17 protein-coding genes are annotated in these 16,069 nt (G+C 72.9%); 9 read left to right on the top strand and 8 right to left on the bottom strand.

Annotated elements, in window-relative coordinates:
* Nucleotides 1-123: 123 nt before the first annotated feature.
* Entirely contained in the window at nt 124-741 is a 618-nt protein-coding gene (locus tag VGR37_19170; protein ID HEV2149530.1) for a metalloregulator ArsR/SmtB family transcription factor, read from the bottom strand.
* Between the two features lie 88 nt (nt 742-829).
* Entirely contained in the window at nt 830-1,213 is a 384-nt protein-coding gene (locus VGR37_19165) for a response regulator (GenBank protein ID HEV2149529.1), read from the bottom strand.
* Nucleotides 1,214-1,475: 262 nt separating this feature from the next.
* Here VGR37_19165 and VGR37_19160 point away from each other — a divergent pair, with 262 nt between their 5' ends.
* Both VGR37_19160 and VGR37_19155 read left to right on the top strand, forming a co-directional pair.
* Entirely contained in the window at nt 1,476-3,257 is a 1,782-nt protein-coding gene (locus VGR37_19160) for a DUF885 domain-containing protein (protein HEV2149528.1), read from the top strand.
* A gap of 37 nt (nt 3,258-3,294) precedes the next feature.
* The gene (locus VGR37_19155) at nt 3,295-4,599 is read left to right on the top strand and encodes a lactate 2-monooxygenase (protein ID HEV2149527.1); all 1,305 of its coding nucleotides are present in this window, start codon (nt 3,295-3,297) and stop codon (nt 4,597-4,599) included.
* Between the two features lie 109 nt (nt 4,600-4,708).
* Here VGR37_19155 and VGR37_19150 read toward each other — a convergent pair whose 3' ends face one another.
* Entirely contained in the window at nt 4,709-5,392 is a 684-nt protein-coding gene (locus VGR37_19150) for a lytic transglycosylase domain-containing protein (protein HEV2149526.1), read from the bottom strand.
* A 639-nt stretch (nt 5,393-6,031) separates the two neighbouring features.
* On the opposite strand from VGR37_19150, the gene VGR37_19145 reads away from it, so the two are divergent.
* The gene (locus VGR37_19145; protein HEV2149525.1) at nt 6,032-6,490 is read left to right on the top strand and encodes a hypothetical protein; all 459 of its coding nucleotides are present in this window, start codon (nt 6,032-6,034) and stop codon (nt 6,488-6,490) included.
* 99 nt (nt 6,491-6,589) lie between these two features.
* On the opposite strand, the gene hslO is transcribed toward VGR37_19145, so the two are convergent.
* Complete coding sequence (gene hslO, locus VGR37_19140; protein HEV2149524.1) at nt 6,590-7,483, bottom strand: Hsp33 family molecular chaperone HslO; 894 nt, start codon at nt 7,481-7,483, stop codon at nt 6,590-6,592.
* 162 nt (nt 7,484-7,645) lie between these two features.
* On the opposite strand from hslO, the gene VGR37_19135 reads away from it, so the two are divergent.
* The gene (locus VGR37_19135) at nt 7,646-8,407 is read left to right on the top strand and encodes a PRC-barrel domain-containing protein (GenBank protein HEV2149523.1); all 762 of its coding nucleotides are present in this window, start codon (nt 7,646-7,648) and stop codon (nt 8,405-8,407) included.
* A gap of 22 nt (nt 8,408-8,429) precedes the next feature.
* Here the strand turns inward: VGR37_19135 and VGR37_19130 are convergent, their stop codons facing one another.
* The 4 genes from VGR37_19130 to VGR37_19115 form a co-directional block, all read right to left on the bottom strand.
* Complete coding sequence (locus tag VGR37_19130; GenBank protein ID HEV2149522.1) at nt 8,430-9,209, bottom strand: lysophospholipid acyltransferase family protein; 780 nt, start codon at nt 9,207-9,209, stop codon at nt 8,430-8,432.
* A gap of 123 nt (nt 9,210-9,332) precedes the next feature.
* Complete coding sequence (locus VGR37_19125; GenBank protein ID HEV2149521.1) at nt 9,333-10,361, bottom strand: SDR family NAD(P)-dependent oxidoreductase; 1,029 nt, start codon at nt 10,359-10,361, stop codon at nt 9,333-9,335.
* Nucleotides 10,362-10,423: 62 nt separating this feature from the next.
* A complete protein-coding gene (locus VGR37_19120; protein ID HEV2149520.1) occupies nt 10,424-11,683 on the bottom strand; it encodes a competence/damage-inducible protein A in 1,260 nt (419 codons plus the stop codon).
* Entirely contained in the window at nt 11,680-12,534 is an 855-nt protein-coding gene (locus tag VGR37_19115; GenBank protein HEV2149519.1) for an SDR family oxidoreductase, read from the bottom strand. Before VGR37_19115 ends, VGR37_19120 begins: the two co-directional genes overlap by 4 nt.
* Nucleotides 12,535-12,744: 210 nt before the next feature.
* Here VGR37_19115 and VGR37_19110 point away from each other — a divergent pair, with 210 nt between their 5' ends.
* The 5 genes from VGR37_19110 to VGR37_19090 all read left to right on the top strand — a co-directional run.
* Nucleotides 12,745-14,115 carry a DUF4105 domain-containing protein gene (locus VGR37_19110; protein HEV2149518.1) on the top strand — a complete coding sequence of 457 codons (1,371 nt, stop codon included), beginning with the start codon at nt 12,745-12,747 and terminating at the stop codon, nt 14,113-14,115.
* A 27-nt stretch (nt 14,116-14,142) separates the two neighbouring features.
* Entirely contained in the window at nt 14,143-14,499 is a 357-nt protein-coding gene (locus VGR37_19105; GenBank protein HEV2149517.1) for an ArsC/Spx/MgsR family protein, read from the top strand.
* A 22-nt stretch (nt 14,500-14,521) separates the two neighbouring features.
* Entirely contained in the window at nt 14,522-15,076 is a 555-nt protein-coding gene (locus tag VGR37_19100) for an RsmD family RNA methyltransferase (GenBank protein HEV2149516.1), read from the top strand.
* A complete protein-coding gene (locus tag VGR37_19095) occupies nt 15,069-15,554 on the top strand; it encodes a GNAT family N-acetyltransferase (GenBank protein HEV2149515.1) in 486 nt (161 codons plus the stop codon). The genes VGR37_19100 and VGR37_19095 overlap by 8 nt, the downstream gene beginning before the upstream one ends.
* 31 nt (nt 15,555-15,585) lie before the next feature.
* Nucleotides 15,586-16,069: alpha/beta fold hydrolase (locus VGR37_19090; protein HEV2149514.1), on the top strand; the 484-nt coding region annotated here is incomplete at its 3' end.

Raw genomic sequence — 16,069 nt, 5'->3', positions numbered from 1 at the left:
ATACAGTTCCGCACCGGTTCGGGAGCGGAACACTCAAGCAAAAAGGGCCCGGCGCCGTGGCGCCGGGCCCCTCCCGTTTTCCGGCACTCCGCGGGCGGCCTGCCGGCCGGTCGAACGCCCGTGTCACGCGGGCGCCTCCGCCTCCTGGGGCGACACCCGCCAGTAGACGCCGCTCTCGCGTCGCAGCAGGCGGGCGCCCACCAGCTCGCGGCGGAGCGTGGCCGTGTCCGCGTGGTGCCGGCGGATGATCTCGTTCACCTGCGCTTCCGGGTACTCCGCTCCCTCCTCGAAGCGCTCCGCCAGCCACTCCAGGATCACCTGCCGCTTCTTGCGGGTGTCCGGGATCTTGGTGAGCCGCTCGCCCTCCAGGAAGGTCCGCAGCACCTTGCGCTTCCAGGCGTCCTCGGAGGTGGGCGCGGCCAGCGTGGCGATCCGCTCCGCCGAGAAGACTTCGCGCCCGAGCTGCTGCAGCGTGGCGCCGCGCAGGCGGTAGAAGTGCGTCGTCCCCTCCGGTCGCATCTCCACCAGCTCCACCCGGGCGAGCCTCGCCAGGTGGTGCGAAACGGTGGGTTCGCGCAGCCCCACCGCCTCGGCCAGCTCGCCGACGCTGCGCTCCCGCTCCGCCAGCAGCCCCACCAGCTTCAGCCGGCTCTCGTCCGCGAGCGCCTTGAGGAAGGCCAGCGCCCTCTCCATCTCCAGCTCCGACACGGTCACCTCCGGGCCAGGCGTTTCGAAGAACATCTATATTGATAGATATCGAAGTACCAGACTGAACGCAAGGGCGGCGCTCTCCTCCCCCGCCCGGGAAGGAGAGCCGCCGCCCTCCGGCTCAGTTCGCCTGGGTCGCCGCGGGGCCGATGCGGCGGTGCACCTCCTGCAGCACGCGGCGCGGGTCCAGCGGCTTGGCGAGGAAGCCGTCGCAGCCGGCGGCCACGGCGCGCTTCCCCACGGACCCGTAGGCGAACGCGGTCATCACCACGATGGGGATGTGGCCGGTGTCCGGGTCGCGCTTCAGCGCCTCCGTGGCCCCGAAGCCGTCGAGCCGGGGGATGGACAGGTCCATGAGGATAATGTCCGGCCGGTGGCGCCGCGCGGAGTCCACCCCCGCCTCGCCGTTCTCCGCCTGGAGGACCCGGTAGCCGTGCCGCTCCAGGTACGCCGAGTGGATGGCGAGGGTCTCGATCTGGTCTTCCACGATGAGGACGGTCTTCATCCGCGTTCGGTCGCTGGTTACGGACGGGTCGCACCTCCCGGGGCGCCGCGCGGCGGCTCCCGAGCGGCGTTCGAGCCGTCGGACGTTTCGACAGGTGTCCTGAATGGATAACCCGGATCCGGCGGGCCGCAACCCCCAGTGCCGCCGCGGTCTACACCCGCTCGGGCGTACGGGGTCCGCGCGGGTGGCGGGGAGGGGCGGGGGAGCCTTACCTTCCGCGGGTCTGCCCCCTCTCCGCGACGCACCCGGATCCACGCAATCGATGACGCTCCGCCGCACCTCCGCAGCACTCCTCTGCGCCGCCACCCTGCTGGCGGCGTGCGCCCCCGCCCCCCGGCAGGCCGCCCCGGCGGGCGCGCCGCAGGCCGCCGCGGCGGGCGCGCAGGCGGAGTACGATCGCTTCGCCCGCGAGTTCCTGGACTGGTACTACGAGGCCAGCCCCGTCCGGGCCACCCGGCTGGGGATCCACCGCCACGACGACCGGCTGCAGGACCTCTCGCGCGCCGGGATCGAGCGGCGCAGGGAGGCGCTGCACGGGTGGCTGCGGCGCCTGGAGGGGATCGACCGCGCGGCGCTGCGGGGCGACGCCCGCCTGGACCACCGCGTCCTGGAGCACGCCATCCGGGCGCAGCTCCTGGAGCTGGAGGAGGTGCGCGGGTGGGAGCGCGATCCGGGCACGTACGTCGGCGCGGTGTCGGGGGGGACCTCCGCGCTATCGTCGCGCACCTTCGCGCCTGCCGACCAGCGGATGCGGAGCATGATGGCGCGCTGGGAGCAGGTGCCGGACGTGCTCGCCGCCGCCCGCGCCAACCTGCGCGACGTCCCGCGGCTCTGGGCCGAGAGCGCGGCGGGGAGCGCGCGGGGGACCGCGTCGTTCCTCCGGAGCGATCTCCCCCGCGCGCTGGCGGAGCAGGGGCTGGAGCGGGTGGACCCGGCGCTCCGGGCGGAGTGGGACGCGGCGCGACTGCGCACCGCCGCCCGGATGGAGGAGTTCGCGGGGTGGCTCCGCGACGACCTGGCGCCCCGCGCGCAGGGCGACTTCCGCCTGGGGCGCGACGTGTTCGAGCGGAAGCTGAAGTACGAGGAGCACGTGGACCTGTCCGCGGACGAGCTGCGCGAGGTCAACGAGCGGGCCATCCGCGACTACAAGGCCTGGGTGGCGCGCGAGGCCGCCCGCGTGGACCCCCGCCGCGACCCGGCGGCCGTGATGGACTCCATCACCGGGATCTACCCGCCGCCGGAGCGGCTGATCGCCACCGCGCGGGCGCAGCTCGACACCATCCGCCGCTTCATCGTGGAGCGGGGGATCGTCACCCTCCCCTCGGAGCGGATGCCCACGGTGCGGGAGACCCCGGCGTACGCGCGCGGCGGCTTCGCCAGCATGGACACGCCGGGGCCGTTCGAGACGGCCGCCACGGAGGCCTACTACAACATCACCAACGTGGACCCCGCCTGGACGCCGGAGCAGAAGGCCCAGCACATGACGTACTTCAACTACCCGGGTCTGCTGGGCATCACGGTGCACGAGGCCATGCCGGGCCACTTCGTCCAGCTCCTGTACGAGCAGCAGGTCCCCACCGAGGTGCGCAAGGTGTTCACCCCGTCCTCGCTGGTGGAGGGGTGGGCGCACTACGCCGAGCAGATGATGGTGGACGAGGGGCTGGGCGGTGGGGACCCCGCGGTGCGGCTGGGGCAGCTCCGGCGCGCGCTGCAGCGGCACGCGCGCTGGCACGCCGGGCTGGCGATGCACGCCTACGGCGGGTCGGTGGAGGACGCGGCGGAGCGCTACCAGGAGATCGCCTACTTCGCCCCGTTCCCGGCGCTGCGCGAGGTGCAGCGTGGGACGTCGGACCCCACCTACCTGTACTACGCGCTGGGCCGGATGCAGATCCTGAAGCTGCGCGAGGACTACCGCCGACGCCTGGAGTCGCAGGGGAAGCCGTTCTCGCTCCGGGAGTTCCACGACACCTTCCTGCGCCTGGGGCTCCCGGTCTCGCTGGCGCGCGAGGTGATGATCCCCGGCGACGCGGGGCCGGTGCTGTAGCTCTTCCATCCCACGACGGGCGCGGAGGACGGACACGATGAGCGAGCACGCGGGGCGGGACGCCGGCCGGGCGCGGCAGGCGGGGATCTTCGTGGCGGGGGTGGGCGGGCGGCCTCCCCTGGTGCCGATCGACCCGGCGCGGCTGGAGGAGGAGGCCCGCCGGGCCATGTCGCCCGAGGGCTTCGCGTACGTCGCGGGGGGCGCGGGGACGGAGAGCACCATGCGCGCCAACCGCGACGCCTTCGAGCGCTGGAGGATCGTCCCCCGGATGCTGCGGGACGTGTCGGTGCGGGACACCTCCGTGGAGCTGTTCGGCGCGCGGCTCCCCGCGCCGCTCCTCCTGGCGCCCATCGGCGTGCTGGAGATGGCGCACCCCGAGGCCGACCTGGCGGTGGCGCGGGCCGCCGCCGCGGAGGGGGTGCCGATGATCTTCTCCAACCAGGCATCCCACCCCATGGAGGCCTGCGCCCGCGCCATGGGCGACGCGCCCCGCTGGTTCCAGCTCTACTGGAGCCGCTCCGACGACCTGGTCGCCAGCTTCGTGCGGCGCGCGGAGGCGTGCGGCTGCTCCGCCCTCGTGCTCACCCTGGACACCACCATACTGGGGTGGCGCCCGCGCGACCTGGACCTGGGCTACCTCCCCTTCCTGCGGGGGATGGGGATCGCGCAGTACACCAGCGACCCCGTCTTCCGCGCCAGCCTGGCCGAGCCGCTGGACGCGCCCCCCGCCGAGAAGCCGGCCGTCAACCTGGCCTCCCTGCGCGCCTTCGCCGGGATGATGCGGAAGTACCCCGACGCCGGCCTGCGGGAGAAGCTCCGCTCCGGCGCGCCGCGGGCCGCCGTGCAGCGCTTCATCGCCACCTACTCGCGCCCCTCGCTCACCTGGGACGACCTGGGCTTCCTCCGCGACCGGACGCGCCTCCCCATCCTGCTCAAGGGGATCCTCCACCCGGACGACGCCCGCATGGCGCTGGAGCGGGGGATGGACGGGGTGATCGTCTCCAACCACGGCGGGCGCCAGGTGGACGGCGCCATCGGCGCGCTGGAGGCGCTCCCGGGCGTGGTGGAGGCCGTGGGCGCCCGGGTGCCGGTGCTCTTCGACAGCGGCGTCCGCACCGGGGCCGACGTGTTCAAGGCCCTCGCCCTGGGGGCCACCGCCGTGTGCCTGGGGCGCCCCTACGCGTACGGGCTCGCCGTCGCGGGCGAGGCGGGGGTGCGGGAGACCGTCCGCAACGTGGCCGCGGACTTCGACCTCACCCTGGGGCTGGCGGGGTGCACCTCGGCCGCGGCCGTCGGCCGCGCGTCGCTGGTCCGCGCCGGCGGGGATCCCGGGACCGGGTAGGCGGCCGGGGGACCGGGAACGCGCAACGGGCGGCGCCAGCACCTGGCGCCGCCCATTGCATTTCACGGCTCGCTTCGCATTTCCCCACACCCGGGCGGGGCGGCGGTCCTCAGTCCGCCATGACCTTCTCGACGTACCCGTTGTCGGGGTTCCCGCCGCGCTTCAGCACCCGGTCCACGGTGCCGGGGCCGCGGTTGTAGGCGAGGAGCGCCAGGCGCTCGTTCCCCTCGTACTTGTCGAGAAGCTTACGGAGGTAGCCCAGCCCGATCCGAAGGTTCGTCTCGCTGTCGCGCAGGTCGCGCGTGGTGACCCCCGGCTCCAGCCAGCGCGCGGTGCGCGGCATGAGCTGCGTCAGCCCGACGGCGCCCACGTGGCTGGTGGCGCTGTTGCGGAACCCGCTCTCGGCCCGCACCAGCCCGAACGCCATCTCCGGCTCGATCCCGTACTCCAGCGCGGCGTCCACGATGCTCATGGCGAGCTGCTCGGTGACCGGGTAGCCCTTGCCCTTGTACTTCCGGGCCAGCGACTTGGCCTTGGCGTCGGCCAGCACCGCGGACGCCGGCTCTTCCATGGCGAGCTCGCTCACCACCACGGGCGGCAGAACCGGGCTGGCCGCGAAGCTCGCGGCCGGCGCGGGCCGGGCGGCATCCTGCTTCCGCGCATCCACGGCCTGCACGGTGATCGCCACCTGGGTCACGGCGACGGTCGCCAGGAGCGCGCGGACGCCGCGCTTCTGCAGCAGCTCGCGGACGCCGAGGGGGCGGAGGCCGTTCTGCTCGTCTCGATTCTGCACTCGCTCTATCTCCCGTTCGTGTCAAGACGAGCGCGGCAGACAGAACAGGTCGTCGGCCGCGCGTCGTCATGGCAAGAATTCAACTTCGCGAGAACAATATAACACTCCTAAGTGCTTATTTCAACCCGTCTTACTGATCGAGTGCCACGGGAAGCGCATTGATTTGGGTGCCAGGTCGCCGAAAGCGAACGGGGCGCCGACCCGGAACCGGAGGGGCGGGCTCAGAAGCCGGCCGCGCGGATCCCGTCCAGGTCCACCGCAGCCTGCGAAGGCTCCTGCCTGGGGCTTTCATCGGAGCCGCGCTCTTCATGGCGCTGCTTCACGACGGTCAGGCTGGCCACGATGGCTGCGATTGCTACGAGACTGACACCTAAAGCGCGAATAAGCACCTCCGTGCCGGGGCGGGAGCGGCGCGCCGGCAGGCACGCCTGGGGGTATCGGTGGCAGGTTCCGTGCCGGTCTTGACAAGCGCATCCGGGCTGGCCCGGTGCAGGTTTCCGGCGCTCGTGAAACTGACGACGGAACCCCCGGCCGCGTCACCTCCGGGAGCGGCTCTCCTGGCGGGGATGGCTTGCCTGCGGGGCGGGAGCGGCACATGTTGACGCCGGGCAACGGCACGGACCACGGACGCGAGCGACCATGGCGGAAGAGCGGCGGTACACCGACCCGGGGGGCGGCTTCGACGTGCGGGTGCCGGACGGGTGGTATGCCGAGCACGACCCGGAGGTGGGCGGGGCGGAGCTCGCGCACCCGGACGGCGCGGGGGTGCTGAACCTGGTGGGGGTCCCGCAGCCGGAAGGCGAGTTCCCGGACCCGGCGGAGGAGCTCTACTCCTTCCTGGAGGAGCAGGGGGTGGAGCTGGAGGAGGACGAGGTCGAGGACCTGGAGCTGGAGGGCGGCGCCGACCTGGCCGTCTGCGAGTACGTGAGCGAGGACGAGGAGTCCGACGAGGGCGAGACCTTCTGGCTGGTGGGGGTGGCGACGGCCCCGGGAACGCTGGTGTTCGCCACCTACTCCTGCGCGGCCGGGGAGGAGGACGAGGAGCGGGAGACGGTCATGGAGACCCTGCGCTCTCTGCGCCTGAACGCGGCGGAGTGACCCCGCTCAGGGCGAGAGGTGTGCAGGAAACAGAAAAGTGCGGAAGCACGAGAGGAGCCACTCTCGCACTTCCGCACTTCGCACTTCCGCACTCGCCGTCTACGACGCCTCGCGCAGGATCTCCCGCATGTCCTCCGGGGAGAAGTGGTACGCCTCGTTGCAGAAGTGGCACACCACCTCGGTGAAGGGCTGCTCCTCCTCCTCGATGATCCGCGCGACCTCGGCCTCCCCCAGGCTGACGATGGCGCGCTCGAAGCGCTCGCGCGAGCAGGGGCAGTGGAAGCGCACCGGATAGCGGTCCAGCAGGGCGAAGCCCTCCGGGAAGATGCGCTCCAGCACCTCCTCGGGGGTGGTCCCCTCGCGGATCAGCGTGGTGGGGTGCGGGAGCGCGGCGATCCGCTTCTCGATGGCGATGATCTCGTCCTCGTCCAGCCCCGGGAGGAGCTGGATCAGGTACCCGCCCGCGGCCTCCACGCTGCCGTCCGGGACCACGAACACCCCGATCCCCACCGCCGAGGGCGTCTGCTCGCTCCGCGCGAGGTAGAAGGCCAGGTCCTCGCCGATCTCGCCGGACTGCAGCTCCACCGTCCCCTGGTAGGGGTCGCGCATCCCCAGGTTCTTGGTGACGGAAAGGTAGCCGGAGCTCCCCACCACCCCCGCCACGTTGAGCTTCCCCGGGCGGACGCTCTCGGCGTGCACGCGGGGGTTGCTCACCAGCCCGCGCACCTCGCCGCGCCCGTTGGCGGTGACGATGATCCGCCCCACCGGGCCGCCGCCGCGCACCTCGACGCTGAGCGCCTGGTCCTCCTCCTTGAGCGACGCCGCGCTCAGCAGGAGCGCCCCCATCGCCGTGCGCCCGAGCGCGGCGCTGACCGCGGGGTACGTGCCGTGCCGCTCCTGAAGCTGCTTCACCACGCCGGTGGCGTTCAGCGCGAAGGCGCGCACGCGCTCATCGAGCGCCGTGGCGCGCACCAGGTAATCCCGATCCGACATCGATCCCCTCCCTTGGTTCTCACAAAACAAGGCCGCGGCCATGTAGGTAGCCGCGGCTCAATAAGATACACCTGTGCCGGCCTGGGTTCCGCGGGCGGGACCGCGGATTGCAGTGCCCAACGCCCGTCGGGCGAGGGTGGCGGAGCGAACCCTGAGACGGGGATGACACACATGGCGGAGAGCGTCGGGCCGCGGGCGGAGGTGCTGCGCACGCGCGAATTCATCGGGTGGCAGGTGTGGGACTCGCAGGGGGAGAAGCTCGGCACGGTGAGCGACCTGCTGATCGACCGGAGCGGCAGGGTGCGCTTCCTGGCGGTGGACTTCGGGATCTTCCGGCGGGGTCACGTGCTCCTTCCCGTGTCGCAGGTGGACTGGGGCGAGGACGCCATGGTGGTGCGCTGGACGCGCGACGAGGTGCGGGGGCTCCCCGAGTACGAGCCGAACCGGCCCCTCACAGCGGAGATGCTGGACGAGCTGGGGCGCTCCTATCCACGCTTCTACGGCGGCGGGGGCGGCGGGGCCGCCGCGCCCGCAACCATGCCGGGGGAGGTGCGGGTCGTCCCCCTCAAGGAGGCGAAGGACTTCAAGCTGGCGGCGGGGGCTCCGGACCTGCGGGGCTGGGAGGTATACGCCGCCGACCGGCGCCGGGTGGGGAAGGTGAGCGAGATGCTGGTGGACCCCGGCGCGATGAAGATCCGCTACCTGGACGTGGACCTGGACGACGACCTGTTCACGCTCAAGGAGGACCGCCACGTGCTCGTCCCCGCCGAGGCGGTGGACCTGCAGGAGCGGAGCAAGGACATCTGGATCCGCGACCTGAGCGGGGACGACGTCGCGGCGCTCCCGGCGTACATGGGGGGTGCGGTGGACCCGCTGGTGGAGGAGCGCGTGCAGGCCGCGTTCGGGCGCGGGGAGCGGCGGTAGGAGCCGGCGGGCCCCGGCGCGCCTACGGCCGTGCGGAGGGGGTGGAGAGTACCTCCGTCTCCTGGGCGGGAGCGGGGGGAAGGCCCCTCGCCACCCCCATGTCCGAGAGCGCGGCGGCCATGCGGCCCCGCGCTTCGTTCATCAGGGGGACCACGTCGGCCTCGCCCAGGCCGGCGGTGGGGATGAGATCGAGGACGCGGATCTCCACGTTGCCCGGCTCCAGGCGGCGCGCCGGGATGTCCATTCGCGGCCTGAGGGGAGAGACGACCACCGGCACCAGCGGCGCTCCGGTCGCCACGGCCATGTGGAACGCCCCCTTCTTGAAGGGGAGGAGCCGCCCCGCCTCCTTCCCCCGCGTCCCCTCCGGGAAGATCCACACCGCCACCTTCCGCCGGAGGATGGCATCCTCCACCTCCTTGAGCCTCCCCACCGCGCTGCGGTTGTCCGCGCGGTCGATCAGGATGTTCCCGGTCGCCACGTACAGCCAGCCGAAGAAGGGGATGCTCCGCAGCTCCTTCTTGGCGACCACCACCGACCCCGGCGCGAAGGCCTGCGCCAGGATGGGCACGTCCAGCACGCTCTGGTGGTTGGCGATGAAGATGCAGGGGCGGTGGGCGTGCAGCTTCTCCTCGCCGGTGATGCGGACGCGCAGCCCGAGCACCGGCTGCTGGAGCCGCGCCAGGAGGTGCGCGTAGTCGCTGGCGACACGGCTCCGGTCACGCCGGAAGAGCGCGATGGCGATCCCGTAGACGGACGCGGCCACGAAGGCCAGGATCCCCAGGGCGATGCGGACGTAGAACATGCGGTGGGGTGCTGCAGGCGGCAGAGGGAAACCGTGCCGGGCGAAGGCGTTCCGTCCCCGGTACTCCGAACCTCCCGGTTCCGTTCACTCACGCACTTCCGCACTCGCGCACTTTCGCACTCGTCAGTCCCTGTGCACCAGGGTCGCCGAGGCCTGCGCGGTGGGCTTGACGACGATCTCGTCGATGTTGACGTGGGGGGGGCGGGTGGCGCACCAGAGCACGGCGTCGGCGACGTCGTTGGGGGCGAGCGGGGTCATCCCGGCGTAGACGCGGTCGGCGCGCTCGCGGTCGCCGCGGAAGCGCACCACGCTGAACTCCGTCTCCACCATCCCCGGGTCCACCGTGCTGACGCGCACCCCGGTGCCCAGGAGGTCCATCCGCAGCCCCTTCGTGATGGCGTCCACGGCGTGCTTGGTGGCGCAGTACACGGCGCCGCCGGGGTACACCTCGTGCCCCGCCACCGAGCCGATGTTGACCACGTGCCCGCGTCCGCGCGCCACCATCCCCGGCACCACGGCGCGGGTGACGTAGAGGAGCCCCTTCACGTTGGTGTCCACCATCTCGTCCCACTCGGCGGGGCTCCCCTCCTGCACCCTCTCCAGTCCGCGGCCGAGCCCGGCGTTGTTCACCAGCACGTCGATCTCCGTCCACTCCGCGGGGAGGCCGTCGACGGCTGCGGACACGGCGTCCGCGTCGCGCACGTCCAGCTCCAGCAGGTGCGACTCGGCGCCGTGCTCGTCCCGCAGCTCGGCGGCGAGCTCCTCCAGGCGGTCGGTGCGGCGCGCGGCGAGGACGAGGCGCCCTCCCGCCCCGGCGAAGGCGCGGGCGCAGGCGGCGCCAATCCCGGCGCTGGCGCCGGTGACGAGGACGGTGCGGACAGCGTTCCGCTTCCTTACGGCCGCGATCGCTTCGGCGATGTCTGCCTCGGCCTCCTCCACCGGCACCTGCGGCATCTTCGCGTGGATCTCGTCGATGACGCGGAACCGGGCCTCGCGCTCGGCCATCATCCGGTCGTACATCTCGAGCGGCACGACGGCGGCCATGGGCTTCCCGGAGCTTTCCAGGATCACCGTGTCGCCCCCGTAGTGGACGCGCCCGACCAGCTCGGAGAGCTTCTGCCGCGCCTCGCGGGCGCCCATGCGGATGATCATCCCTGCCTCCCGTGCGTATCGTGTGTACACACGATACGCACGATACGCCCGGCGGTCAAGCGTCAGACGTCGGCTTCCCCCAGGAGCCAGCGGCGCACCCGGTCGAGCGCCACCTGCGCCGTCATACCCTTCACCCAGTCGCGGCTGCGCTCGCCCAGCTCGTAGCGGCGCGACCACGAGCCGCCCTCCCAGGCGAGGGCGACGCACACCGTCCCCACGGGCTTCTCCGGGGTGCCGCCCCCCGGGCCGGCGATCCCGGTGGTGGCGAGCCCCAGCGCGGCGCCGGAGATCCGGCGGACCCCGGCCGCCATCTCCTCCGCCGTCTGTGTGCTCACCGCGCCGAACTCCCGCAGCGTCTCCGGGCGGACGCCGAGCATCCGCTCCTTGGCCTCGTTGGAGTAGCTCACCACGCCCAGGAGGAAGTGCTCCGAGCTGCCGGGGACGTCCGTGATGCGGTCGCCGATCAGCCCGCCGGTGCACGACTCCGCCACCGCGAGGGTCAGCCCGCGCTCGCGGAGGAGCTTTCCGACCGTCTCCTCCATCCCCTCGTCGCCCACGGCGTAGACGTGGCTCCCCAGGCGCTCCCGCACCCGCGCCTCCAGCGCGTCCAGCCGGGCCTCCAGGTCCTCCTCCGGGGCTCCGGAAACGGTGACGCGCGCCTGGATCCGCGGGAAGGCCGCGCGGAAGGCCAGGCGCGCCTCGTCCGGGGCGACCACGCCGGCCAGCAGCTCGTCCAGCCGGCTCTCCGCCAGGCCGAAGGTGCTGAACACGCGCGAGGCGAAGCGGCGTCCGGGGTTGAGGCCCTCCAGCCAGGGGAGGACCGTTTCCACGGCCATGCGCTTCATCTCGTGCGGGACGCCGGGAAGGCAGACCACGTGGCGGATGGCCCCGCCGCGCCCCACCGGGCAGATGAAGCCGGGCGCGGTGCCGATGGGGTTGGGGACGATGGTGCTCCCCTCCGGGAAGAGCGCCTGTTTGACGTTGTTCTCCGGCATGGGGATGCCGCGGCCGCGGAAGCGCTCCTCGATCAGGGCCAGCGAGGGATCGTCCAGGCGGAGGGGGCGCCCCGCGAGCCGGGCGACCACGGCGGTGGTGAGGTCGTCCGCCGTGGGGCCCAGCCCGCCCGTGGAAAGAGCGAGGTCCGCCTCGGCCAGCGCGCGCTCGAAGGCCCGCGCCATGGCGGCCTCGTCGTCGGGCGCGGCGAAGCCGGCGACGGGCTCCACCCCGACCGAGCGGAGCTGCTCCGCCAGGAAGCCGGAGTTGGTGTCCGTGGTGAGGCCGGCTACGATCTCGTCGCCGATGGCGAGGAGCGCGGCCTTCACTTCCCGCGCCCTCCCCGCATCGCCCCGAGCGCCGCCTTGAGCCCGTCGCGCGGGATGCGGGTGAGCCCGTTGAACTCGCCGCCGGAGGCGATCCACTCGCCGCCGTCGATGACGACGCACTCCCCGTTGACGAAGGGGGCGCCGTCCGAGACCAGGAAGGCGGCCAGGTTGGCCAGCTCGTCGTGGTCGCCGAAGCGCCCCATGGGGATGCGGGCCTTCGCCTCGGCCTCGATCTCCGGGGTCGGCATCAGCGCGCTCCACGCCCCCTCGGTGGGGAACGGGCCGGGGGCGATGGCGTTCACCCGGATCCCGTAGGTGGCCCACTCCACCGCCAGCGAGCGCGTCATGGCGAGCACCCCCGCCTTCCCGGCCGCGGAGGGGACGACGAAGGCGGAGCCGGTCCAGGCGTAGGTGGTGACGATGTTGAGGACGCTCCCGCCCCGGCCGCGCGCGATCATGCCGCGCCCCACCGCCAGCGTCGCGTTGAAGGTGCCGTAGAGGACGGTCTGCACCACCGCGTTGAAGCCGCCCGGGGAAAGGTCCTCGGTGGCGGCCAGGAAGTTCCCGGCGGCGTTGTTCACCAGCACGTCGATGCCGCCGAAGCGCTCGTCCACCGCGGCGGCCGTGGCCTCCACCTGCGCGAAGTCGCGGACGTCGCAGGGATGGGTGAAGACGCGCTCCCCCGTGGGGTCGATCTCGCGCGCCGCCCCGGCCAGCCGCTCCTCGCTCCGCCCGGTGATGGCGACCCGCGCGCCCAGCGCCGCGAACTTCTTCGACATGGAGAGGCCCAGCCCCGATCCCCCCCCGGTGACCAGCACCGTCCTGTCCCGCAGCAGGTCTTCCCTGAACATGCTCCGCCCCCTCGCGCCTGGTGGTTCGCGTCCGCCGCGCGGGCGCCCCGGACGCCGCCCGCGACCCGCAAAGTACGCCGCGCCGCGTATGCCGGACAGGGGCGCGGAGGCTTCCTCCCGTCCCGCCGCGTGGGTAACTTTCGCGGCCCGCCGGAGTATCAAGCCCGCCGGGACCGGATCCGGCTCTCCAACTCCCCGGAAACAGAGAAGATGCAGGACCTCTCCCACACCCTCCGCGCGCCCCTGCGCCGCGCGCTCACGGTCTTCGCGCTGGTGCTGGCGGCGCTCGCCCCCGCGCCGCTCGCCGCGCAGGCGGCTCCGGCTCCGTCCGCGGGTGCGGCGCCCGGCTCGGAGCTCGATGTGTTCCTGGTCACCATGGGGCAGGGAGACATGGTGTGGGAGAAGTTCGGGCACAACGCCATCTGGATCCACGACCCGGTGGCGGGGACCGACTACGTCTACAACTACGGGCTGTTCGACTTCAACTCCCCGGGGTACTGGCAGCGCTTTCTCAAGGGGAACTGGCTGTACGAGCTGGGCGTGTCGGACATCGACCGGACGATGTACCAGTACCGCCACTTCAACCGCTCGGTCCAGGCGCAGGAGCTGAACCTCACCCCGGCGCAGAAGGCGGAGCTGCAGGCCTTCCTGGAGTGGAACGCGCGCCCGGAGAACCGCGAGTACCTGTACGACTACTACCGCGACAACTGCTCCACGCGCATCCGCGACGTGATCGACCGGGTGATCGGCGGCCGCCTGCGCGCCGCCACCATGGGCGAGCCGACGGGGACCACCTACCGCTGGCACAGCGAGCGGCTGATCGCGGAGGACAGGCCCGCCTACTTCGGCCTCCTGGGCGGCCTGGGCCCCGCGGCGGACCGGCCGATCGACGCGTGGGAGGAGATGTTCCTCCCGGGGAAGGTGCAGGAGCAGGTTCGCACCGTGCGGGTGCCGGACGAGAGCGGGCGGATGGTGCCGCTGGTGGCCGCGGAGCACACGCTCTTCACCGCGGTCGGCCGGGAGCCGGAGAGGGCGGAGCCGCCCTTCTGGCTCCCCTGGTACCTGCTCGCCGGGCTGGCGCTGGGCGGCGCGCTGGCCGGTCTCGGGTCGGCGGCGCGGCGGTCGCGCGCGGCGCGTGCCGGCTTCGCGGCGCTGGGCGGGTTCTGGTCGCTGGTGTCCGGCGTCGGCGGGGCGCTCCTCCTGGCGCTGTGGACGCTCACCAACCACCAGATCGCCTACCGCAACGAGAACCTGTTCCAGTTCGACCCGCTGTCGCTCGCGCTGGTGGTGCTCGTCCCCGCGCTCGCCCTCGGGGCCCGCTGGGCGGCCCGCCCGGCACGGGTGCTGGCGCTCACCGTGGCGGCGCTGTCCGTCGCCGGCTTCGTGCTGCAGGCTCTCCCGGGGCTGGACCAGGTCAACGGCACGATGATCGCCTTCACCCTCCCGGTGCACCTGGGGCTCGCCTGGGGCGTGGACCGGCTCGCGCGGAACGGCAGGGAGAGGGAACAGGGGACAGCGACCAGGGAAGAGCCTGCAGCGGCGGGCAGCGCGGAGCGCCGACGCCAGGCCGTGGCGGGGTAGCGGTAAAGTCTCCAGACCGGAAGGAGCATGGAAGTCCAGATCTTCGGTACGAAGAAGTGCAAGGAGTCGCAGAAGGCGCTGCGGTTCTTCAAGGAGCGGCGGATCAGGACGCACTTCGTCGACCTCGCGGTGAAGGCGGCCTCGCAGGGGGAGCTGAAGCGCTTCGCGCAGAAGTTCGGCGCGGAGGCGCTGCTGGACCGGGAGGGGAAGCGCTTCCGCGACCGCGGCCTGCACGTGGCGCACGTCTCCGAGGCGCGGATCCTCCCGCTGCTGGAAGAGGACCCGGGGCTCCTCCGCACCCCGCTGCTCCGCTCCGGGAACCTGCTCTCGCTCGGGTGGGACGAGGGGGAGTGGAGGGAGCGGCTGAAGCAGGCGGCATCGTGAAGCTTCCAGACGGGGAGGGCCGGTGAGGATCGTGGGAGGGAAGTGGGCGGGGCGGCACCTGACCTCGCCGCCGGACCGCCGGGTGCGCCCCACGGCAGAGGGGGTGCGCGACGCCTGGATGGCGATGGTGGAGCCGTACGTGGAGGGCGCCCGCGTCCTCGACCTGTTCGCGGGGACGGGGGCGCTCGGGCTGGAGGCGATGTCGCGGGGGGCGCGCTCGGCGGACTTCGTGGAGGACCGCCCCGCCAGCCTGCACGCGCTGAAGGCCAACGTGGCCGCGCTGCGGGTGCGGGAGCGGACGCGGATCTTCAAGAAGGACGCGCTCCGCTTCGCCGCGGCGCTGGAGCCGGGGAGCTACGACCTGGCCTTCGCGGACCCGCCCTACGGCTCGCGGATGCTGGACCGGCTGATCGAGGGGTGGCAGGCGAAGCCCTTCGCCCCGGTGCTGGCCGTGGAGCACGCGGCCGACCACGTCCTCCCGCCCGGAGGGAAGCGGTACCTCCTGGAGGAGACGACCGCCGTCACCCTCTACCGCGCGCCGAGACAGGCCGCCCGCCCCGCGCCCGAGAATGCCTGACCCGATCCGGATCCGCCCCGCGTCCGCTGACGACGCGGACGCCTTCCTGGCGCTGGTGGACGCCCTGGCCGACTACGAGAAGCTGGACCGCCCCACCCCGGAGGCCCGCGAGCGGCTGCTGCGCGACGCCTTCGGGCCGGAGCCGCGCATCCGCGTGCACCTGGCGGAGCTGGAGGGGCGCGCGGCGGCCTACACGATCACGCTGGACACCTACTCGTCCTTTCTCGCCCTCCCCACGCTGTACCTGGAGGACCTGTTCGTGCTCCCGGAGACGCGGCGCAACGGGATCGCCTCCGCGTTCTTCCGCTTCCACGCGGGCGAGGCGGCGCGGAAGGGCTACGGGCGGATGGAGTGGCAGGTGCTGGACTGGAACCAGCTCGCCATCGACTTCTACGACCGGCTGGGGGCGCGCCGCATGAGCGACTGGTTCACGTACCGGCTCTCCGCGGAGCAGCTCCGGGAGATCGCGGGCGCGTAGCGGCGGGCGAGCCAGCGGAGGGGAGACGCGCATGGAGGAGACCGTCAACGGAGCGACGCTGCGCCACGAGGTGTTCGGGGAGGGAGAGCCGGTGCTCTTCGCGCACGGCTTCCCGCTCTCCGGGGCGCTCTGGCACCCCGTCGTCGAGCGGCTGGGCGGCGGATGGCGCTGCATCGTCCCCGACCTGCGGGGCCACGGCGGCAGCGCGGCGACGCCGGACGCGGGGATGGACGACCACGCGGACGACCTCGCGCGGCTGCTCGACGCCCTGGGGGAGACGCGGCCCGTGGTGCTGGCGGGGATGTCGATGGGGGGCTACGTGGCCTTCGCCTTCGCGCGGCGGCACCCGGAGCGGGTGCGGGCGCTCGCGCTGGTGAACACCCGCGCGCAGGCCGACACCCCGGAGCAGGCGCGCGGCCGGCTAGAGACCGCGGAGCGCGTGCTGCGGGAGGGGAGCGCCACCGTCGCCGACGCCATGGCGGGGAAGCTGTTCGCGCCCGCCGCTCCCCAGGCGC

This window comes from Longimicrobiaceae bacterium (assembly GCA_035936415.1).
GTDB lineage: Bacteria > Gemmatimonadota > Gemmatimonadetes > Longimicrobiales > Longimicrobiaceae > JAFAYN01.
The sequence above is the reverse complement of the archived record's forward strand: the minus strand, read 5'-3'. Positions and strand labels throughout refer to the sequence as shown.